This is a genomic window from Streptomyces sp. NPDC051018 (assembly GCF_044456085.1).
Taxonomy (GTDB): Bacteria; Actinomycetota; Actinomycetes; order Streptomycetales; family Streptomycetaceae; genus Streptomyces.
On the sequence record NZ_JBITFN010000033.1, the window covers coordinates 43,051 to 63,709 of the forward strand.

A 20,659-nucleotide genomic window follows, 5' to 3' on the forward strand; every position below is an offset into this window, starting at 1 on the left:
TGCTCCGCTGCTCTATCGGTCTCGGAATCCTCTCAGCGTACGTCCGTGTCGCCGACCCGCTCGCCGGGGGCGATCCGCACTCCGCGCGCCCAGTCGGCCGCGCGCATCGGCTTCTTGCCCTGCGGCTGCACCCAGAGCAGCTCGACGGCGTGCGATCCGGTGCCGGCGTGGACGCTGTTCTTGCCGACGGCCAGCTCCCCCGCGCCGAGTTCCATACGGTCCGGGACCGACTGTACGGAGACCAGTTTCAGCCGTTCTCCGCGGAACACGGTCCACGCTCCGGGCGCGGGAGTGCAGCCGCGTACCAGCCGGTCGACGCGCAGGGCGGGCGCCTTCCAGTCGACGCGGGCGTCCTCGACCGTGATCTTCGGCGCGAGCGACACGCCGTCGGCGGGCTGCGGTACCGCCTCCAGGGTCCCGTCCTCGATGCCGTCCATGGTGGCGGAGAGCAGTCCCGCGCCCGCGAAGGCGAGCCGGGTGAGCAGATCGCCGCTGGTGTCGGTGGGCCGGACGCGCTCGGTGATCACCCCGTAGACGGGGCCGGAGTCGAGCCCCTCCTCGATCTGGAAGGTCGCCGCGCCGGTCATCTCGTCCCCGGCGATGACGGCGTGCTGGACGGGGGCGGCACCGCGCCAGGCGGGCAGCAGCGAGAAGTGCAGATTGACCCAGCCCCGGGCCGGGATGTCGAGGGCCACCCGGGGCAGCAGCGCGCCGTACGCGACCACCGGGCAGCAGTCCGGCGCGATCTCGCGCAGCCGCTCCAGGAAATCCCCGTCACGCGGCTTCACCGGCTTGAGCACCTCGATCCCGGCCTCCTCCGCACGCTGGGCGACCGGGCTGGCCACCAGCCGCCGACCGCGTCCGGCGGGCGCGTCGGGACGGGTGACGACCGCGGCCACCTCGTGCCGCTCCGAGGCGATCAAGGCGTCCAGGGCGGGTACGGCGACCTCGGGGGTGCCTGCGAAGACGAGCTTCATGGGTGGCTGACTGCCTCTCACGGCTGGCGTGCTGGTGCGGTGTGACGGGGGAGCGCACCAGTGTATGGCGGATGGGCGCCGGGGGCGTACGGATGCCTTCGCGCACTGCGGATATGCCCCTACGCCCCCGCAGCGTGACCACATCGGCGGGTGGAGCGTTGGTCAAGAGAGATTGACCGATCTCCACAGAGAACGATCTCCACAGAGATCGACCGAGCGGGCCGCGCCGACGCGGCCCGGCCCCTTTCAACGCCGGTTCGAGAGGCTTCCCGATGGCCGACCACGCAACCCACGACGCCCAAGCTCGGGCAAGCCTGCACCTGCTGGTGCGGGACATCGAGCGGGTCCGCCGGCAGGTGGACGCACTGCGCACGCTCACCGCTCAGCTGGGCAATGTCTACCGCCCGCGCCGCTCCGGTCCCTCCACCGGCTTCGTCGTCTACGGCAGAGCTCCGGCTCCGACGGTCCGTCTGGCGCAGGAACTGCGGGACAGCGTCGAGACCCTGGTGACGGCCGCGGTGGACTTCGACCGCTCACTGGGCTTCTCGTGGGACGCGGTCGGTTCGGCCCTCGGGGTCACCAAACAGGCCGTCCACCGGCGCTACGGCGCCCGGCGGGCCACCCAGCAGCCGGTCCCCGCGGACGCGGACCACGCCCAGGAGCCGTCGACGACCCGCACCCTGGCACCGCCCGTCCTGCCCGCGACGGTCCCCGCGGCGCGCTCGATGCCCCCGCAGCCGACCGCCGCCACCGCCTCCCTCCGCGAGGACCACCGCCCACCCGCCTTCCCCACCCCCCGCAACGGCTGACCCCACCCACCCGGCTGCCCCCGCCCCACCGGGGGCAGCCACGGGACCTCCCCAAAAACCAGCCCCGCCGGCGATCGAGACACACGGACCCCGTGGGCCGCGCCCACATCGACCGACCCCACTCCCACCCGCCACCAAACAAGGCACGGCCACCAAAAATCAGCCTCGCCGGCGATTGAGGCGCGGGGGCCCGGGGGCAGCGCCCCCGGCAAGGACCCGCACCCGGCCAGAGGGCGCACACCAGGCACCCACACCCGCGCCGCAGGCACCCCGCATCCACCCCCGGAAACCCCTCAGCCGATGTCCGGCGGATCCACCCTGATCCGCACCCGCCCCGCCCCGCCCCGCGCCGTCCTCGTCGCCTGTGCCGCCTTCAGCGCCGCCGCCAGCGCCGCTCCCCGCCCCGGGGGCACCCGCAGCAGCGTCCGCGCCCATGACTCCCCGGGCGGGGGATCACCCGGCCTGCGGGGACTCCCGGCCGCGGCCACGGGCAGCGGGACCGGGCCGAGGACCTCCACATCGCCCGGCAGCTCCGCCGTCGCCACAAACGCGCCCACCGCGTCCGCCGGCCCCGTCACCGCCGCCATCCGCGACACCGGCGGGAAGCCCAGTTCGGCCCGCTCCGCCAGCTCCCGCTGCGCATGGCCGACCGGGTCCCAGCGGACGAGGGCCTGGACCGGCCGCAGGGTCGGCTCGGCGACGATGACCACCGTGCCCCCGTCGGCCTGGCCCCGGACCAGCGACGCCGCGTCGATCCAGCGCCGCAGCGCGTCCTCGCCCGCACGCAGATCGGGCCGCCCGAGCATCGCCCAGCCGTCCAGCAGGAGCGCCGCCGCGTAACCGCCGTCGGCCACGGGCTCCGCCCCCGGGGTGCTCACGACCAGCGCGGGCCGCCCGGGGACGCTGTCGAGCACATGGTCCCGCCCGGAGGTGCGCACAGGAACAGCCGGAAACGCACGCCCCAGTTCCTCCGCCGTGCGCCGCGCCCCGACGACGCTGGCCCTCAGCCGTGTACCGCCGCAGGTGACGCAGGACCAGTCGGGCGCGCCGCGACCGCACCACCGGCAGTTCAGCGCGCGCTCGTCGGGTGCCTCCAGCGGTCCCGAGCAGTGGCGGCACCGCGCGGGCGCCCGGCAGCGCTCGCACGCGAGCCTCGGCGCGTAACCCCGGCGGGGCACCTGCACCAGCACCGGGCCGGACTTCAGCCCCTCCCGGACGGTCGCCCAGGCGAGGCTGGGGAGCCGGGCGGCCCGCGCGGCCTCGTCCCGGGCCAGTTCCTCGTCGCCGACGGTACGGATCAGGGGCGCCGCCGCGCGTACCCGCTCACGGTCCGCCCCCAGCGGCAGAGCCCAGCCGCTCGCGACGAGCTGGGCCGCCTCCACCGTGCAGCCGAGGCCGCCGAGGAGGAAGGCACAGCGGTCATGGGCGGCACGCAGTTCGAGGACCTCGCGGACATGGGGGAACGGCGCGTTCTCGTCGCTGTGGCTGGAGTCGCCGTCGTCCCACACGGCGACCAGCCCGAGATCCCGTACGGGCGCGAACATGGCGGCCCGGGTCCCCACGACGGCACGCACGGACCCCCGCCGTACGGCGAGCCACTGCCGGTACCGCTTCTCGGGTCCGGACTCCGCGGTCAGCAAGGAGTGCCGCCCCTCCCCCAGCAGCGCGGTGAGCGCGGCGTCCACGCGTGCGGCCCGCCGCCCGTCGGGCACGACCACCAGCGCGCCCCGCCCGGAGGCCAGAGTCGCGCCGACGGCCCGCGCCAGCTCGTCGGGCCAGTGGGGTCCGGGCAGCGCGGTCCATACGGCCCTCGGGTTCCCCCCGGCGGCGAGCGCCTCCACAAACGCCGGCCCTCTGCCGTACCGCTCCCAGCTCCCGGGCGCGGGCGCGGCCGGCGGCGGCAGCGGCTCCGGTGACGGCTTCGACTCGGCGCGGCCGTTCCTCGGGGGGACGGCGAGCTGGAGCACATCGGCCAGCGACCCCGCGTAACGGTCGGCGACCGCCCGCGCCAGGCCCAGCATCCCGGGGCTGAGGACCGGCTCGGGCGAGACGACATAGGCGAGCGCGGCCAGCGCTCCCCCGTAGTCGGTGTCGGCACGGCGCTCGACGACAAAGCCGTCGATCAGCCCGCCGCCCTCGCGCCGGCCGTCACGGACCCGGTGTCCGCCGGCCCCGAACCGCACCCGCACCCGCACGCCCGGCTGTGCGTCGGCGTCCAGTTCCTCGGGCACGGCGTAGTCGAAGTACTGGTCGAGATGGAGCACGCCCTTGTTGACCAGCACCCGTGCGACGGGCAGCTCCCGGGCCAGCGCGGCCCCCCGCCAGGTACGCGGCTTGGCCTTCGGGACCTTGGCCTTCCGCACGGTCTCCCGGATGAGCGCAAGCTGCTCGGGCCCGTTGGCGGCGGGCTCCTCGGGCTGCTCGTCGTCGCTGCTCACAGCCACATTCCTACCAGAGACCACTGACAGTTCAACCGGCCGTGGCGCCGCCGGTACGGGCCCGGACGAGCGGGCGCGCGACGGCGACGCCGCACCCGCGGCAGCGGGCCTCGACCCGGGCTGCCGCGATATGCCGGACACGCTCCCCGAGCGTCCGAAAGAGGCCCGCGAGGGGGCCGCCCGCCGTCACCACCCGCGACGCTCTCCCCGGGCGTACGGAGGAGGCCCCGGCGTCCCTGGGAAAGGGGTGCCGGGGCCTTGGCCGTACCGGGGCGTCTTCCGGACCGTGGCGGCGCGCAGGACTACAGACCGGTGGCGGCGCGCAGGGCGTCCACGCGGTCCGTGCGCTCCCAGGTGAAGTCGGGCAGCTCCCGGCCGAAGTGGCCGTACGCCGCGGTCTGGGCGTAGACAGGGCGGAGCAGCTGCAGATCGCGGATGATCGCCGCCGGGCGGAGGTCGAAGACCTCGGCGATGGCCTGCTCGATCTTCTCGGTGTCGACCGTGGCCGTGCCGAAGGTCTCGATGAAGAGGCCGACGGGCTCGGCCTTGCCGATGGCGTAGGCGACCTGGACCTCGCAGCGCGCGGCGAGGCCGGCGGCGACGACGTTCTTGGCAACCCAGCGCATGGCGTAGGCGGCGCTGCGGTCGACCTTGGACGGGTCCTTGCCGGAGAACGCGCCGCCGCCGTGGCGGGCCATGCCCCCGTAGGTGTCGATGATGATCTTGCGCCCGGTGAGCCCGGCATCGCCCATGGGGCCGCCGATCTCGAAGCGGCCGGTCGGGTTCACCAGTAGCCGGTAGCCGTCGGTGTCGAGCTTGATCCCGTCCTCGACGAGCTGCTTGAGGACGTGCTCGACGACGAACTCGCGGATGTCCGGCGCGAGCAGCGAGTCCAGGTCGATGTCGGAGGCGTGCTGGGAAGAGACGACGACGGTGTCGAGGCGGATGGCCTTGTCACCGTCGTACTCGATGGTGACCTGGGTCTTGCCGTCGGGCCGCAGATACGGGATGGTCCCGTTCTTGCGGACCTCGGACAGCCGGCGGGAGAGCCGGTGCGCGAGGTAGATCGGCAGCGGCATCAGCTCGGGGGTCTCGTCGCAGGCGTACCCGAACATCAGACCCTGGTCGCCGGCGCCCTGCCGGTCCAGCTCGTCGTCATCGCCCTCGACGCGATTCTCGTACGCCGTGTCCACGCCCTGCGCGATGTCCGGGGACTGTGCGCCGATGGAGACCGAGACACCGCAGGAGGCGCCGTCGAAGCCCTTCTTCGACGAGTCGTAGCCGATCTCGAGGATCTTGTTGCGCACGAGCGTGGGAATGTCGGCATACGCCTTGGTGGTGACCTCACCGGCGACATGCACCAGGCCGGTGGTGATCAGGGTCTCGACGGCCACCCGGGAGGCCGGGTCCTCCTGGAGGAGCGCGTCGAGAATGGTGTCACTGATCTGGTCAGCGATCTTGTCGGGGTGACCCTCGGTCACGGACTCCGAGGTGAAGAGACGGCGGGACACATCGCTCCCTGGGGTTGCAGCGGCTGCTGGCTGATCATTGGCGGACCGGCAGGGGGCTGCGCCCCGCGACGTTCCATGACCAGTTTATCCGTCGCCCTGTGTGAACGGACCACCTGTCTCGACCCGTGGAGTCGAGCGGCGGCGCCGCCAGCTGCGACGGAACGTCTACGAGCAGGACGATAGACCGGATCCGGCGGCCGGAACGCCGCCTTTCGAGCGGAATGTCCGACCACTCGGGAGAACGGCCGGAACCTCACCGCAGACGGGGGACCACCAGGTCCCACACCGTGTCCGCCAGCACCTCCTTGGGCCCGTACGGCACCGGGGTCTCACCGCCGTCGGCGGCCAGGACCACCGCCTCGCTCTCCTCGGCGCCGAAGGTCTTGCGCTCCCCCACCTCGTTGACGACGAGCAGATCGCAGCCCTTGCGGCGCAGCTTCTCGCGCCCGTTGGCGAGGACGTCGTCGGTCTCGGCGGCGAAGCCCACGATCACCTGGTCGGTCCGGGGCCGTCCGGCCGAGATCTCGGCGAGGATGTCGGGGTTGCGGACCAGGGCGACGGGGGCGGGGTCCTCTCCGTCCTTCTTCTTGATCTTGCCGTCGGCGTACACGGCGGGCCGGAAGTCGGCGACGGCCGCCGCCATCACCACCGCGTCGGCGTCCCCGGCCGCCTTGAGCACGGCCTCGCGCAGCTGCACCGCCGTACCGACACGGACGATGTCGACGCCCGCGGGGTCGGCCAGGGCGGTGTTGGCCTCGATGAGCGTCACCCGCGCGCCACGGGCCGCGGCGGTACGGGCGAGGGCGTACCCCTGCTTGCCGGAGGAGCGGTTGCCGAGATACCGCACGGGGTCGAGGGGCTCACGGGTGCCGCCCGCGCTGATGACGACATGGCGGCCCGCGAGGTCGGGAGCGGCGGTGCCCCGGGCCAGGACCCGGCGGCACACCTCGAAGATCTCGCCCGGATCGGGCAGCCGGCCCTTGCCGGTGTCGACGCCGGTGAGCCTGCCGACCGCCGGTTCGATCACCACCGCGCCTCGGCGGCGCAGGGTGGCCACGTTCTCGCGGGTCGCGGGGTGCTCCCACATCTCCGTGTGCATCGCGGGGGCGAGGACGACGGGACAGCGGGCGGTGAGCAGGGTGTTGGTCAGCAGGTCGTTCGCGAGTCCGTGGGCGGCCCTGGCGAGCAGGTCGGCCGTGGCGGGCGCGATCACGACCAGATCCGCGTGCTGGCCGATCCGTACATGCGCGACCTCGTGGACATCGGACCAGACCTCGGTGGAGACCGGGTTCCCGGAGAGCGCGGACCAGGTCGCGGCGCCGACGAAGTGGAGTGCCGACCCGGTCGGCACGACCCGTACGTCATGGCCGGACTCGGTGAGTCTGCGCAGCAGCTCACACGCCTTGTACGCGGCGATGCCCCCGCTGACCCCCAGCACGACCCTCGGCTTGACCTGCTTGTCCACTGCGTCTCCCCACACTCGGTGTCTGCCTGCCCCTATGACACACCACAGGCCCGGCGGACGGGCCGCCGGGCCTGTGGACAACTCGCGATTTGTACGACTACTGAGCCGGGCCTTCGATGGCCTCGGAGGTCAGCAGGCCCGCGTTGATCTCGCGCAGGGCGATCGAGAGCGGCTTCTCGTGGACGTGGGTGTCGACGAGCGGACCGACGTACTCGAGCAGGCCCTCGCCGAGCTGGGAGTAGTACGCGTTGATCTGACGCGCGCGCTTGGCCGCGTAGATCACGAGGCTGTACTTCGAGTCCGTGGCCTCGAGCAGCTCGTCGATCGGCGGGTTGATGATGCCCTCGGGCGCGGTGATGGAAGAGGACACGCTCTACCTTCCGAAGATGGGAAAAGATCGAACGGTGTGAAGATCCGGGGATCGCTCTCCGGAGTACCGGCGAGTCAGTCGTCGGCAGACACCGCCATCAAGGCTAGCAGCTCACGGGCCACGTCCTCGACGGACGTGTTGACCAGGGTGGTGTCGAACTCCGACTCGGCGGCCAGTTCCCCCTTGGCGGCGTCCAGCCGCTCGCCGATCACCTCGGCCGACTCGGTGCCCCGGCCGGTGAGCCGCCGGACCAGCTCGTCCCAGCTGGGCGGTGCCAGAAAGACCAGCAGGGAGTCCGGCAGGGAGTCCTTGACCTGCCGGGCGCCCTGGAGGTCGATCTCCAGCAGTACGGGCTCACCCGACTCCAGGTGCTCCAGGACGGCGCGCCGGGGCGTGCCGTACCGATGGCCCGCGAACTCCGCCCACTCCAGCAGCTCACCGTTGGCGATCAGCTTGTCGAACTCGTCGTCGGTGACGAAAAAATACTGAACGCCGTGGCGCTCGCCGGGGCGCGGCTTCCTGGTGGTGGCCGATACCGAGAGCCAGACCTCGGGATGGACCTTGCGCATATGGGCGACGACCGTGCTCTTGCCCACCCCGGAGGGGCCGGAGAGCACGGTCAGCCGCGGACGTACCTCTGCTGCCATGCAGCGATTATCCAGCTTCCCGGGGGTGCCCGGGACCGTCAGGCGGGGCCGCCGCCGAACTCACGCTCCAGGGAGGCGATCTGGTTCGAGCCGAGACCGCGCACACGGCGGCTCTCGGAGATCCCGAGCCGTTCCATGATCTGCTTGGCGCGGACCTTGCCCACGCCCGGCAGGGACTCCAGAAGAGCGGAGACCTTCATCTTGCCGATGACGTCGTTCTCCTGACCCTGCTTGATGACCTCGTGGAGCGAGGCGCCGGAGTGCTTGAGTCGATTCTTGACCTCGGCCCGCTCCCGGCGAGCCGCGGCGGCCTTTTCGAGCGCGGCTGCGCGCTGTTCAGGGGTAAGGGGCGGAAGAGCCACGCCTACGTCACCTCGGATGTCGATCTGTCGGATACGGACCGGTGAGGAACCTAGTCGCCCCACACCAGGCGAGCAACGAGCAACGCAGTGCTCGTGCGCTCTCGACGGAGACTAGCGGGCCACACCGCTCCAGTCAGCGAGAACAGACGAAAAGTCCTGGTCAGCATCGACCGACCAGGACTTTTCCGGCATAACGACCGGGATTTGCGTCAAGATTTGGCAACAGCGTGCATGAAGAGGTTTCTCATGAGAGCGCACACGACTCCGCTGGTCAGTACATCTATGGCAGGTCCGCCGGCCGCCCCGGCGGCTCGCTCAGCCGCCCGAGACCACCGACGCCGCTTCGTCGGCGAGACGCGCCGCCGCATCTCGCAGAGCCGCCGCGTCCGGCCCGCGGCTCAGCACTCCGCGGCTGACGCTCGGCAGGACGTTGCCGACCGAGGAGCCGAAGATCCGGGGCAGATCGGCGGGGGTCGCGCCCTGGGCGCCGATGCCGGGAGCGAGCAGCGGGCCGTTGATCGCCAGATTCACCCCCGCGTCGGCGAGCGTCGCGCCGACGACCGCCCCGACCGAGCCGAGCGGCCACGCGTCCACGTTCTCCGCCGCCATGTGATCGAGCATCACCTGCGCCAGCGAGCGGCCGTCGGCCGCGGTGGAGCGCTGGACCTCCGCGCCCTCCGGGTTGGAGGTGAGCGCGAGGACGAAGACGCCCGAGCCGGAGGCCCCGGCCGCGCTCAGCGCCGGGCGCAGCGAGCCGAAGCCCAGATACGGGGAGAGGGTGACCGCGTCCGAGAACAGCGGGGAGGACGGGTCCAGGAACGCGGAGGCGTACGCGGCCATCGTGGAGCCGATGTCCCCGCGCTTGGCGTCCATGAGCACCAGGGCGCCGGCGTCCCGGGCCTCGGCGACGGACTTCTCCAGCACCGCGATCCCGCGCGAGCCGAAGCGCTCGAAGAACGCCGACTGGGGCTTGAGGACGGCGACCCGGTCGGCCAGGGCCTCCACGGTCGTACGGGTGAAGCGTTCGAGCCCGGCGACATCGTCGTCGAGCCCCCAGTCCTTGAGCAGCGAGGCATGGGGGTCGATGCCGACGCAGAGCGGGCCGCGGGCGCGCACCGCCTCGTGCAGCCGGGCGCCGAAGGGGGCCTGAGTGCTCATGCGGCGGCTTCCTTCCGTGATCGGGTGCCGGCGCCGACGGCCTCGGCGAGGGTGGTGTACTCACTGGCCGCGAGGCGGGCCGCCAGGCCCTGGTGGACCGCCCGGCTCCAGAAGGGGCCCTCGTAGATGAAGGCGCTGTAGCCCTGGACGAGGGTGGCGCCCGCGAGGATGCGCTGCCAGGCGTCCTCGGCGTTCTCGATACCGCCGACGCCGACCAGGGTGATGCGGTCCCCGACCCGGGCGTACAGCCGGCGCAGGACCTCCAGCGAGCGCTCCTTCACCGGCGCGCCGGACAGCCCGCCCGTCTCCTTCGTGAGGGCGTGCGGGGAGAGCAGTCCCTCGCGGGAGACGGTCGTGTTGGTGGCGATGATGCCGTCCAGCCCCAGTTCCACGGCGAGGTCGGCGACCGCGTCGATGTCCTCGTCGGCGAGATCGGGCGCGATCTTCACCAGAAGGGGGACCCGGCGGCGGGTCTCCGTGCGGTCGGCCGCCTCGCGCACGGCGGTGAGCAGGGGGCGCAGGGACTCCGTGGCCTGGAGGTTGCGCAGGCCCGGGGTGTTGGGCGAGGAGACGTTCACCACGAGATAGTCGGCGTGGCGGGCGAGCCGCTCGGTGGAGGTGACGTAGTCGGCGGCGGCCTCGGCCTCCGGCACCACCTTGGTCTTGCCGATGTTGACGCCGACGACGGTACGGAAGACGCCCCGCCGCTCCCCCAGGCGCCGGGCGACCGCGGCCGAGCCCTCGTTGTTGAAGCCCATGCGGTTGATCAGCGCCCGGTCGGGCAGCAGCCGGAACAGGCGCTTCTTCGGGTTGCCGGGCTGGGCGAGTCCGGTGACCGTACCGATCTCCACGTGATCGAAGCCGAGCATCGCCATGCCGTCGATGGCGACGGCGTTCTTGTCGAAGCCCGCCGCGAGCCCGAAGGGGCCGTGCATACGCAGCCCGAACGCCTCGGTGCGCAGTTCCCGGTGGCGCGGCGCGAGCACGGCGGCGACAAAGGTCCGCAGTACGGGGATCCGCGCGGTCAGCCTGATCCAGCGGACGGCCAGACGGTGGGCCCGCTCGGGGTCCATCCGCCGGAAGACGAGGTGGAAGAACAGCTTGTACATGGTGGGGTCCTCATACGGAGGGAGACACCGTTTCCGGTGTCCCCCCGCGCATCACTAGTCGCGTCCGGCGGTCAGGTGCCGGGCGTGTTCCTGGAGGGAGCGGACGCCGATGTCTCCGCGGCTGAGGGCCTCGATGCCCTGGACGGCGGCGGCAAGGGCCTGGACCGTGGTCAGGCAGGGGACGGAGCGCGCGACGGCGGCCGTGCGGATGTCGTAGCCGTCGAGCCGGCCGCCCGTGCCGTACGGGGTGTTGACGATGAGGTCGACATCACCGTCGTGGATCAGCTGGACGATGGTCTTCTCGCCGTTCGGCCCCTCGCCCTCGCTGTGCTTGCGTACGACGGTGGCGCTGATGCCGTTGCGCTTGAGGACCTCTGCGGTGCCGGAGGTGGCGAGCAGTTCGAAGCCGTGGGCGACCAGCTCACGCGCCGGGAAGATCATCGAGCGCTTGTCCCGGTTGGCCACGGAGATGAAGGCGCGGCCCTTGGTGGGCAGCGGGCCGTACGCCCCCGACTGGGACTTGGCGTACGCCGTGCCGAAGACGGAGTCGATGCCCATGACCTCGCCGGTGGAGCGCATCTCCGGGCCGAGGACGGTGTCGACGCCCCGGCCGTGGATGTCGCGGAAGCGCGACCACGGCATCACGGCCTCCTTGACCGAGATCGGCGCGTCCATGGGCAGGGTGCCGCCGTCGCCGCTCGCCGGGAGGAGGCCCTCGGCGCGCAGCTCGGCGACGGTCGCGCCCAGCGAGATCCTGGCGGCGGCCTTCGCCAGGGGTACGGCGGTGGCCTTGGAGGTGAAGGGGACGGTCCGGGAGGCGCGCGGGTTGGCCTCCAGGACGTACAGGATGTCCCCGGCGAGCGCGAACTGGATGTTGATCAGCCCGCGCACGCCCACCCCGCGCGCGATCGCCTCGGTGGAGGCCCGCAGCCGTTTGATGTCGAAGCCGCCGAGGGTGATCGGGGGCAGGGCGCACGCCGAGTCGCCGGAGTGGATCCCGGCCTCCTCGATGTGCTCCATCACTCCGCCGAGGTACAGCTCCTCACCGTCGTACAGGGCGTCGACGTCGATCTCGATGGCGTCGTCGAGGAACCGGTCGACGAGGACCGGCCGGTTGGGGCCGATCTCGGTGGACTCGGCGATGTAGGACTGGAGGCGGGTCTCCTCGTACACGATCTCCATACCGCGCCCGCCGAGAACATACGAGGGCCGTACGAGGACGGGGTAGCCGATCTCGTCGGCGATGGCCCTGGCCTCGGCGAAGGTGGTGGCGGTGCCGTGCTTGGGGGCGGGGAGTCCGGCCTCCTTGAGGACGCGGCCGAAGGCTCCGCGGTCCTCGGCGGCGTGGATGGCCTCCGGCGGGGTGCCGACGACGGGGACGCCGTTGTCCTTGAGGGCCTGGGCGAGGCCGAGCGGGGTCTGGCCGCCGAGCTGGACGATCACGCCCGCGACGGGTCCGGCCTGTGCCTCCGCGTGCACGATCTCCAGGACGTCCTCCAGGGTGAGCGGCTCGAAGTAGAGCCGGTCGGAGGTGTCGTAGTCGGTGGAGACGGTCTCGGGGTTGCAGTTGACCATCACGGTCTCGTAGCCCGCGTCGCTGAGTGCGAAGGAGGCGTGGACGCAGGAGTAGTCGAACTCGATGCCCTGGCCGATGCGGTTGGGACCCGAGCCGAGGATGATCACGGCGGGCTTCTCGCGCGGGGCGACCTCGCTCTCCTCGTCGTACGAGGAGTAGAAGTACGGCGTCCTGGCGGCGAACTCGGCGGCGCAGGTGTCGACCGTCTTGTAGACCGGGCGGATACCGAGCGCGTGCCGCACCTCGCGGACCACGTCCTCGCGCAGCCCCCTGACGGCGGCGATCTGCGCGTCGGAGAAGCCGTGGCGCTTGGCCGCGGCCAGCAGTTCGGGGGAGAGCTTGTCGGCGGCGGCGAGTTCGTCCGCGTGCTCCTTGATCAGGAACAGCTGGTCGGTGAACCAGGGGTCGATCCTCGTCGCGTCGAAGACCTCCTCCGGGGTGGCGCCCGCGCGGATGGCCTGCATGACGGCGTTGATCCGGCCGTCGGTGGGGCGTACGGCCTCGCGCAGCCGTTCGTCCTTGTCACCGGCCGGGCCGGTGAAGTCGAACTGGCTGCCCTTCTTCTCCAGGGAGCGCAGGGCCTTCTGGAGCGCCTCGGTGAAGTTGCGGCCGATCGCCATGGCCTCGCCGACCGACTTCATGGTGGTGGTGAGGGTCGCGTCGGCGGAGGGGAACTTCTCGAAGGCGAAGCGCGGTGCCTTGACCACGACGTAGTCGAGCGTGGGCTCGAAGGACGCCGGGGTCTTCTCGGTGATGTCGTTCGGGATCTCGTCCAGGGTGTAGCCGACGGCCAGTTTCGCGGCGATCTTGGCGATGGGGAAGCCGGTGGCCTTGGAGGCGAGCGCGGAGGAGCGGGAGACCCGGGGGTTCATCTCGATGACGATGATCCGCCCGTCGTCGGGATCGACGGCGAACTGGATGTTGCAGCCGCCGGTGTCGACGCCGACCTCGCGGATGATCGCGATGCCGATGTCGCGCAGCCGCTGGTACTCCCGGTCGGTGAGCGTCATCGCCGGGGCGACGGTGATGGAGTCGCCGGTGTGCACGCCCATGGGGTCGAAGTTCTCGATGGAGCAGACCACGACGACGTTGTCGTGCTTGTCGCGCATCAGCTCCAGCTCGTACTCCTTCCAGCCGAGGATGGACTCCTCCAGGAGGACCTCGGTGGTCGGGGAGAGCGTGAGGCCCTGTCCGGCGATCCGGCGCAGCTCGCCCTCGTCGTGGGCGAAGCCGGACCCGGCACCGCCCATGGTGAAGGAGGGGCGGACGACGACGGGGTAGCCGCCGAGGGTCTCCACGCCCGCGAGGACGTCCTCCATGGAGTGGCAGATCACCGAACGGGCGGACTCGCCGTGGCCGATCTTCTCGCGCACCGCGTCGACGACGCCCTTGAAGAGGTCGCGGTCCTCGCCCTTGTTGATGGCCTCGACGTTGGCGCCGATCAGCTCGACGCCGTACTTCTCCAGTACGCCCTGCTCGTGCATGGCGATGGCGGTGTTGAGCGCGGTCTGGCCGCCGAGGGTGGGCAGCAGTGCGTCGGGGCGCTCCTTGGCGATGATCTTCTCGACGAATTCCGGCGTGATCGGCTCGACGTAGGTGGCGTCGGCGATCTCCGGGTCGGTCATGATCGTCGCCGGGTTGGAGTTCACCAGGACGACGCGCAGGCCCTCGGCCTTGAGGACGCGGCACGCCTGGGTGCCAGAGTAGTCGAACTCGGCGGCCTGACCGATGACGATCGGGCCGGATCCGATGACCAGAACGGACTGGATGTCGGTGCGCTTAGGCACGCTGGCCCTCCATCAGGACGGTGTTCATCAAAGACGTGAAGCGGTCGAACAGGTACGCGGCGTCGTGCGGGCCCGCGGCCGCCTCGGGGTGGTACTGGACGCTGAAGGCCGGCCGGTCGAGGAGCCTCAGGCCCTCGACCACGTCGTCGTTGAGGCAGACGTGGGAGACCTCGGCGCGGCCGTAGGGGGTGTCGGAGACCCGGTCGAGCGGAGCGTCGACGGCGAATCCGTGGTTGTGGGCGGTGACCTCGACCTTGCCGGTGGCTCGGTCCTGTACGGGCTGGTTGATGCCCCGGTGGCCGTACTTCAGCTTGTAGGTGCCGAAGCCGAGGGCACGGCCGAGGAGCTGGTTGCCGAAGCAGATCCCGAAGAGCGGGGTGCCGCGCTCCAGGACCTCCTTGATCACGGTGAGGTCGGCGGTGGCGGGGTCGCCGGGGCCGTTGGAGAGGAAGACCCCGTCAGGCCGGACCGCGTACACCTCGTCGGCGGTGGCGGTGGCGGGCAGGACGTGGACCTCGATGCCGCGCTCGGCCATCCGGTGCGGGGTCATGCCCTTGATGCCGAGGTCGAGGGCGGCGACGGTGAACCGCTTCTCGCCGATCGCGGGGACGACGTACGTCTCCCGGGTGGCGACCTCGGCGGAGAGGTCGGCGCCCTTCATCTCGGGGGACTCCTGGACCCGGGCGAGCAGGGTGGTCTCGTCGGGGAGGGTGTCACCGGAGAAGATGCCGACGCGCATGGCGCCGCGCTCGCGCAGATGGCGGGTGAGGGCGCGGGTGTCGATCCCGCTGATGCCGACGACTCCCTGAGCGGACAGCTCGTCGTCGAGGGTGCGCCGGGAGCGCCAGTTCGACGGGATCCGGGCGGGGTCGCGTACGACGTAGCCGGCGACCCAGATGCGCCTCGACTCGTCGTCCTCGTCGTTGACCCCGGTGTTGCCGATGTGCGGGGCGGTCATCACGACGACCTGGCGGTGGTAGGAGGGGTCGGTCAGCGTCTCCTGGTAGCCGGTCATCCCGGTGTTGAACACGGCCTCGCCGAAGGTCTCCCCCACGGCCCCGTAGGCGCGGCCGCGGAAGGTGCGGCCGTCCTCCAGGACGAGTACGGCGGGAACCCTGGAGGTTCCCCGGGTGGAGGTGGTCATCGTGCGCCTTCCGTCGTGCTGATCAGGTGGTTCAGTGTGGTGACCCAGTCGTTGTGCTCGGCCGCGCGCTCGGAGCGGAAACCGGAGTCGACGAGGGTGCCGCCGTGCTCCCAGGTGACGATCAGGAGCCCGCCCTCGGCGAGGACCTTGCCCGCGATGCCCTTGTCGAGCCGGGCCTCGCGCAGGGCGTCCCGGGGGATGAAGAAGCTCGCCGCCCCCGGTCGTACGACGTCCAGTCCCGCGTCGGTGAGGGTGAGCCCGGCGCGCGAGCGGACCCCGAGGCCATGGGCCACGATCCGGTCGAGCCACTGGCCGGCCGTGGTGGAGCCGTGGTAGCGGCCGGTCATCGTCAGCCGCGGCTCGCCGGGGTCTCCGGGCGCCGTGGGCAGCTCCGGCAGGCCCGACTGGAGGCTGCCGCGCCACTTCCAGCCCTGCCGCATCAGCCAGTAGACGAGGGCGATGAAGATCAGCAGCCCGACGACCCAGCCGATACGGGCGGCCCAGTCGGTCACCTCCGCGGACTTCCGCTCCGCGGTGTACTGGGCTGCGATGGTGATGAGAGATGTCACGCGAGGTTCCCGTCGACGACCGTTGCCCGGCCCCGCAGGAAGGTGTGGGTGACGCGTCCCGGCAGCTCACGGCCCTCGTAGGGGGTGTTGCGGCTGCGGGATGCGAAGCCCGCGGGGTCCACCGCTCCACGGTATGCCGGATCGACGAGCGTGAGGTTCGCGGGCTCACCTGCCGAGACGGGACGGCCGTGGCCGTCGAGCCGGCCGATGCGCGCGGGGCGGAACGACATCCGGTCGGCGACGCCCGCCCAGTCGAGCAGACCGGTCTCGATCATCGTCTCCTGGACGACGGAGAGGGCCGTCTCCAGGCCCACCATGCCCATGGCCGCCGCGCCCCATTCGCAGTCCTTGTCCTCGTGCGGGTGCGGGGCGTGGTCGGTGGCGACGCAGTCGATGGTCCCGTCGGCGAGCGCCTCGCGCAGCGCCATCACATCGGTCTCGGTGCGCAGCGGCGGGTTCACCTTGTAGACGGGGTTGTAGCTGCGTACCAGCTCGTCGGTGAGGAGGAGGTGGTGCGGGGTGACCTCGGCGGTGACGTCCCAGCCCTTGGACTTGGCCCAGCGCACGATCTCTACGGATCCGGCGGTGGACAGATGGCAGATGTGGACGCGCGAGCCGACGTGGGCGGCGAGGAGGACATCGCGGGCGATGATCGACTCCTCCGCGACGGCGGGCCAGCCGCCGAGGCCCAGCTCGGCGGAGACGACGCCCTCGTTCATCTGGGCGCCCTCGGTCAGCCGGGGCTCCTGCGCGTGCTGCGCGATGACACCGTCGAACGCCTTCACGTACTCCAGCGCGCGGCGCATGATCACGGCGTCGTCGACGCACTTGCCGTCGTCGGAGAAGACCCTCACCCCGGCGGCGGAGTCGTGCATCGCGCCCAGCTCGGCGAGCTGCTTGCCCTCCAGCCCGACGGTGACGGCGCCGACGGGCTGGACGTCGCAGTAGCCGGACTCCCTGCCGAGCCGCCAGACCTGCTCGACCACTCCGGCGGTGTCGGCGACGGGGAAGGTGTTGGCCATGGCGTGCACGGCGGTGAATCCGCCGACGGCGGCGGCCCTGGTGCCGGTGAGGACGGTCTCGGAGTCCTCGCGCCCGGGCTCGCGCAGATGGGTGTGGAGGTCGACGAGTCCGGGCAGCAGGATCTTCCCGGCCGCCTCGACGACGGACGCCTCACCGGGCTCGATCGCGTCGGTGACCGCGGCGATGGTCCCGCCGTCGATCAGCACGTCCTGCGGCTCGCCGCCGAGCACCCGGGCACCGCGGATCAGGATCTTGTTCGTGGTCACTTGTTCTCCTCGGGACGCGAGTGGGCGACGGCGGGCTCGTTTCCGCCGAGCAGCAGATACAGGACGGCCATCCGGATCGAGACGCCGTTGGCGACCTGTTCGACGGCCGTGCAGCGGGGGGAGTCGGCGACCTCTGCGGTGATCTCCATACCGCGGTTCATCGGCCCGGGGTGCATGACCACGGCATGCTCCGGCATCCGTGCCATCCGGTCCCCGTCCAGGCCGTAGCGGCGGGAGTACTCGCGCTCGGTGGGGAAGAAGGCGGCGTTCATCCGCTCTCGCTGCACCCGCAGCATCATCACGGCGTCCGACTTGGGCAGCACGTCGTCCAGGCTGTACGAGACCTCGCAGGGCCAGCTCTCGGCGCCGATGGGCACCAGGGTCGGCGGGGCGACGAGGGTGACCTCGGCGCCGAGGGTGTTGAGCAGCAGCACATTGGAGCGGGCGACCCGGCTGTGCAGGATGTCGCCGACGACGGTGATCCGGCGGCCGGCGAGATCGCGGCCGATCCCCGCGTCCCGGCCGACGAGCCGGCGGCGCACGGTGAAGGCGTCGAGCAGGGCCTGCGTCGGGTGCTCATGGGTGCCGTCGCCGGCGTTGACGACCGAACCGTCGATCCAGCCGGAGTTCGCGAGCCGGTAGGGGGCGCCGGAGGCGTGGTGGCGGATGACGACCGCGTCGGCGCCCATCGCCTCCAGGGTGAGCGCGGTGTCCTTGAGCGATTCGCCCTTGGAGACCGAGGAGCCCTTGGCGGAGAAGTTGATGACATCGGCGGAGAGGCGCTTGGCGGCGGCCTCGAAGGAGATCCGGGTCCGGGTCGAGTCCTCGAAGAAGAGGTTGACGACGGTACGGCCGCGGAGGGTGGGCAGCTTCTTGATCGGCCGGTCGGCGACGCGGGCCATCTCCTCGGCGGTGTCGAGGATGAGGACGGCGTCGTCACGGGTGAGATCGGCGGCCGAGATGAGGTGATGCTTCATCTGGTTTGGCTCCGGTTGTCTGCTCTGGCTGCTCTGTCGGGAGGTGGTCGGGACGCGGCGGGCCCCTGGGGTGTCCGGCTCCGCCGCGCTCCCGGGCGCCGGGCGTGCGGGCACTCGGTACCCGCCGGGTGGCGGGGCCGCGGGGGCGCTACTGCGTGGCGGTCTCGCGCACCCCGAGCAGCACGGTGTCGCGGCCGTCCTCCTCCAGGAGCTGGACCTTGACCGTCTCCCGCAGCGATGTGGGGAGGTTCTTGCCGACGTAGTCGGCGCGGATGGGCAGTTCGCGGTGGCCGCGGTCGACGAGGACCGCGAGCTGTACGGCCCGGGGACGGCCGATGTCCCCGAGCGCGTCGAGAGCGGCCCGGATGGTGCGGCCGGAGAAGAGCACATCGTCGACGAGCACGACCAGTCTGCCGTCGACGCCGTCACCGGGGATGTCGGTACGGGCCAGCGCGCGGGCGGGCCGCAGCCGCAGGTCGTCGCGGTACATCGTGATGTCGAGGGAGCCGACCGGAATCGTGCGCCCGGTGATCTCCGCGAGCTTGTCGGCGAGCCTGCGGGCGAGGAAGACGCCCCGGGTGGGAATACCGAGGAGCACCACGTCGTCGGCGCCCTTCGCGCGTTCGACGATCTCGTGGGCGATACGGGTCAGTACCCGCGCGATATCGGGTGCCTCAAGAACAGGGCGCGCCGAATCGGGGCTGCCGGCCGAATTGTTTGTGTCCATACGAAACGGACCTCCTTCTCCGCCTCACGGGACGGACCTTAAAGGACGTCGGAATTACGTTCGCAACGGTACCAGGGGGCTTTGCCGGGCTTGTCGGCACCCTGGTCCGGACCTGGCCATAAACCGGTCCCGATCATGACAACAGACCGGACTGGACCCATTCGGCTTGACGAGTCCAAGTAACGCTGCGTAACCTCACAGTGAGTTACCAGCCGCGCGGCGGAGCCGCACGTTGTCACAGCGTCCGGGGAGCTATATGTCCAGCGAATACGCAAAGCAGCTCGGGGCCAAGCTCCGCGCCATCCGCACACAGCAGGGGCTGTCCCTCCACGGCGTGGAAGAGAAGTCACAGGGCCGCTGGAAGGCCGTCGTCGTCGGGTCGTACGAGCGCGGTGACCGCGCCGTGACCGTGCAGCGACTGGCCGAGCTGGCGGACTTCTACGGCGTTCCGGTGCAGGAACTGCTGCCGGGTACGACGCCGGGCGGGGCCGCCGAGCCGCCGCCGAAGCTCGTTCTGGATCTGGAGCGCCTGGCACATGTGCCGGCCGAGAAGGCGGGTCCGCTCCAGCGGTACGCCGCGACGATCCAGTCCCAGCGCGGCGACTACAACGGCAAGGTGCTGTCGATCCGCCAGGACGACCTGCGCACGCTCGCCGTCATCTACGACCAGTCGCCGTCCGTCCTCACCGAGCAGCTGATCAGCTGGGGCGTGCTGGACGCGGACGCGCGCCGTGCCGTCACCCACGAGGACGGCTGACCCCGCCCCACCCAGGAGAAACGTCACACCCCAGGGGCGGCACGGCCCGTCGCCGCCCCTGGGTGCGGTACGGGCGCGGCCCCTGGCCGCCCCCTGCCCAAGCGGCTCCCCCCTGCCATCGGCAGCCCGGATCCCTCCCGCCTCTCCTGCGCGGGATTCACCCCACCGGCCCCGGCACCCCCGGCCATTCCCGGGAGCCTGACGGAGCGCGCCCCGGGCCCACGCGCCCCCTGGCTCTCCTCAAGCCCATGACGCCCCTGTCCGGCCCTCCCGCGGGCCGAGGACACCCGCTGCCCGGGGCCTGCGCCGAGGGCGCCCCTCCGGCAACGACGGACCCAGCCGGCCCGTCGTCACGGCACCCGCGCTTTCCCAGACAGCCCGGGCGCACTCACAAGCGCCGAACGCCTGATCGTCGACCTGCCCCGAGGACCGGATCGCCTCCCGGCTCGTGAACGCCTCCGGTGGGGGCGCGGTCCGCTCCCCCACCGCCCCGGAGCGCGCGAGATCGAGTGGCCGGCCCCCGCCGTACGCGGGACGGCCCGGATCCGGCCCTTCTTCCTCCGGCACAGGATCGCCGGAAGCAAGGCCGCTCCCCCTCCAGGGGCGATCGAATTCCGGACAACTCCCGCCTCGCCAGCCCCAGCCGCCCCAGCAACCTGACACCGATCCCGGGACCGGCTCCGACGCACCCGGCATTGCGGGCGTACGCATCTGCCACCGCGCACACGTGACCGACGGGCAGATCACAGGCCTCACCCCCGTCGAGCGCCCGAGGATGCCGTCATCCGCGGTGACTCCACGTGGTCGTTCGGCCCGCGGCTGCCGCGCAGACGTTCGAGTCACTTCCCGGTCAGCCCGGTCGCGCACCCTCCCCACCAGCCCCACACTCAGCCCCCCCATTACCTTTTTGGTGGCCCCGCAATGGGGCGCCCGGCCTCCGGAGTTGGCATGACTTTCTCCCCCTGTCGAACGCATGGCCTGGGGGGT

At 71.6% G+C, this 20,659-nt stretch carries 17 protein-coding genes; 2 read left to right on the forward strand and 15 right to left on the reverse strand.

From position 1 onward, the window contains the following. Nucleotides 1-32: 32 nt before the first annotated feature. The gene (gene fmt, locus ACIBCM_RS33830; protein WP_399250043.1) at nt 33-977 is read right to left on the reverse strand and encodes a methionyl-tRNA formyltransferase; all 945 of its coding nucleotides are present in this window, start codon (nt 975-977) and stop codon (nt 33-35) included. A 272-nt stretch (nt 978-1,249) separates the two neighbouring features. On the opposite strand from fmt, the gene ACIBCM_RS33835 reads away from it, so the two are divergent. Further along, on the forward strand, nt 1,250-1,786 hold the full coding sequence (locus ACIBCM_RS33835; RefSeq protein WP_399250045.1) for a hypothetical protein: 537 nt from the start codon (nt 1,250-1,252) through the stop codon (nt 1,784-1,786). Nucleotides 1,787-2,079: 293 nt separating this feature from the next. Here ACIBCM_RS33835 and ACIBCM_RS33840 read toward each other — a convergent pair whose 3' ends face one another. The 14 genes from ACIBCM_RS33840 to pyrR form a co-directional block, all read right to left on the reverse strand. Then, complete coding sequence (locus ACIBCM_RS33840; protein ID WP_399250046.1) at nt 2,080-4,224, reverse strand: primosomal protein N'; 2,145 nt, start codon at nt 4,222-4,224, stop codon at nt 2,080-2,082. Nucleotides 4,225-4,526: 302 nt separating this feature from the next. Next, a complete protein-coding gene (gene metK / locus ACIBCM_RS33845) occupies nt 4,527-5,735 on the reverse strand; it encodes a methionine adenosyltransferase (protein WP_399250048.1) in 1,209 nt (402 codons plus the stop codon). Between the two features lie 253 nt (nt 5,736-5,988). Beyond that, on the reverse strand, nt 5,989-7,200 hold the full coding sequence (coaBC, locus tag ACIBCM_RS33850) for a bifunctional phosphopantothenoylcysteine decarboxylase/phosphopantothenate--cysteine ligase CoaBC (protein WP_399250050.1): 1,212 nt from the start codon (nt 7,198-7,200) through the stop codon (nt 5,989-5,991). Nucleotides 7,201-7,297: 97 nt separating this feature from the next. After that, nucleotides 7,298-7,570, reverse strand: coding sequence for a DNA-directed RNA polymerase subunit omega (rpoZ, locus tag ACIBCM_RS33855; protein WP_005319902.1), 273 nt, complete (start codon nt 7,568-7,570; stop codon nt 7,298-7,300). 74 nt (nt 7,571-7,644) lie between these two features. Then, the gene (gmk, locus tag ACIBCM_RS33860) at nt 7,645-8,217 is read right to left on the reverse strand and encodes a guanylate kinase (protein ID WP_399250052.1); all 573 of its coding nucleotides are present in this window, start codon (nt 8,215-8,217) and stop codon (nt 7,645-7,647) included. Between the two features lie 38 nt (nt 8,218-8,255). Further along, a complete protein-coding gene (locus tag ACIBCM_RS33865; protein ID WP_003956414.1) occupies nt 8,256-8,579 on the reverse strand; it encodes an integration host factor in 324 nt (107 codons plus the stop codon). A 315-nt stretch (nt 8,580-8,894) separates the two neighbouring features. Then, entirely contained in the window at nt 8,895-9,737 is an 843-nt protein-coding gene (pyrF, locus tag ACIBCM_RS33870; RefSeq protein ID WP_399250054.1) for an orotidine-5'-phosphate decarboxylase, read from the reverse strand. Then, nucleotides 9,734-10,846 carry a quinone-dependent dihydroorotate dehydrogenase gene (locus ACIBCM_RS33875; RefSeq protein WP_399250056.1) on the reverse strand — a complete coding sequence of 371 codons (1,113 nt, stop codon included), beginning with the start codon at nt 10,844-10,846 and terminating at the stop codon, nt 9,734-9,736. The genes pyrF and ACIBCM_RS33875 overlap by 4 nt, the downstream gene beginning before the upstream one ends. A 54-nt stretch (nt 10,847-10,900) precedes the next feature. Further along, a complete protein-coding gene (carB, locus tag ACIBCM_RS33880; RefSeq protein WP_399250057.1) occupies nt 10,901-14,209 on the reverse strand; it encodes a carbamoyl-phosphate synthase large subunit in 3,309 nt (1,102 codons plus the stop codon). Continuing rightward, on the reverse strand, nt 14,202-15,353 hold the full coding sequence (carA, locus tag ACIBCM_RS33885) for a glutamine-hydrolyzing carbamoyl-phosphate synthase small subunit (RefSeq protein WP_399250059.1): 1,152 nt from the start codon (nt 15,351-15,353) through the stop codon (nt 14,202-14,204). The genes carB and carA overlap by 8 nt, the downstream gene beginning before the upstream one ends. Beyond that, entirely contained in the window at nt 15,350-15,922 is a 573-nt protein-coding gene (locus ACIBCM_RS33890) for a hypothetical protein (protein WP_399250061.1), read from the reverse strand. Before ACIBCM_RS33890 ends, carA begins: the two co-directional genes overlap by 4 nt. After that, complete coding sequence (locus ACIBCM_RS33895) at nt 15,919-17,211, reverse strand: dihydroorotase (RefSeq protein WP_399250063.1); 1,293 nt, start codon at nt 17,209-17,211, stop codon at nt 15,919-15,921. The genes ACIBCM_RS33890 and ACIBCM_RS33895 overlap by 4 nt, the downstream gene beginning before the upstream one ends. Further along, nucleotides 17,208-18,188: an aspartate carbamoyltransferase catalytic subunit gene (locus ACIBCM_RS33900; protein ID WP_399250065.1), complete on the reverse strand. Its 981-nt coding sequence runs from the start codon at nt 18,186-18,188 to the stop codon at nt 17,208-17,210. The genes ACIBCM_RS33895 and ACIBCM_RS33900 overlap by 4 nt, the downstream gene beginning before the upstream one ends. A gap of 148 nt (nt 18,189-18,336) precedes the next feature. Further along, nucleotides 18,337-18,915 carry a bifunctional pyr operon transcriptional regulator/uracil phosphoribosyltransferase PyrR gene (gene pyrR / locus ACIBCM_RS33905; protein WP_399250067.1) on the reverse strand — a complete coding sequence of 193 codons (579 nt, stop codon included), beginning with the start codon at nt 18,913-18,915 and terminating at the stop codon, nt 18,337-18,339. Nucleotides 18,916-19,171: 256 nt separating this feature from the next. Between pyrR and bldD the strand changes: the two genes are divergently transcribed. After that, nucleotides 19,172-19,672, forward strand: coding sequence for a transcriptional regulator BldD (bldD, locus tag ACIBCM_RS33910; RefSeq protein ID WP_389277094.1), 501 nt, complete (start codon nt 19,172-19,174; stop codon nt 19,670-19,672). Nucleotides 19,673-20,659 lie beyond the last annotated feature (987 nt).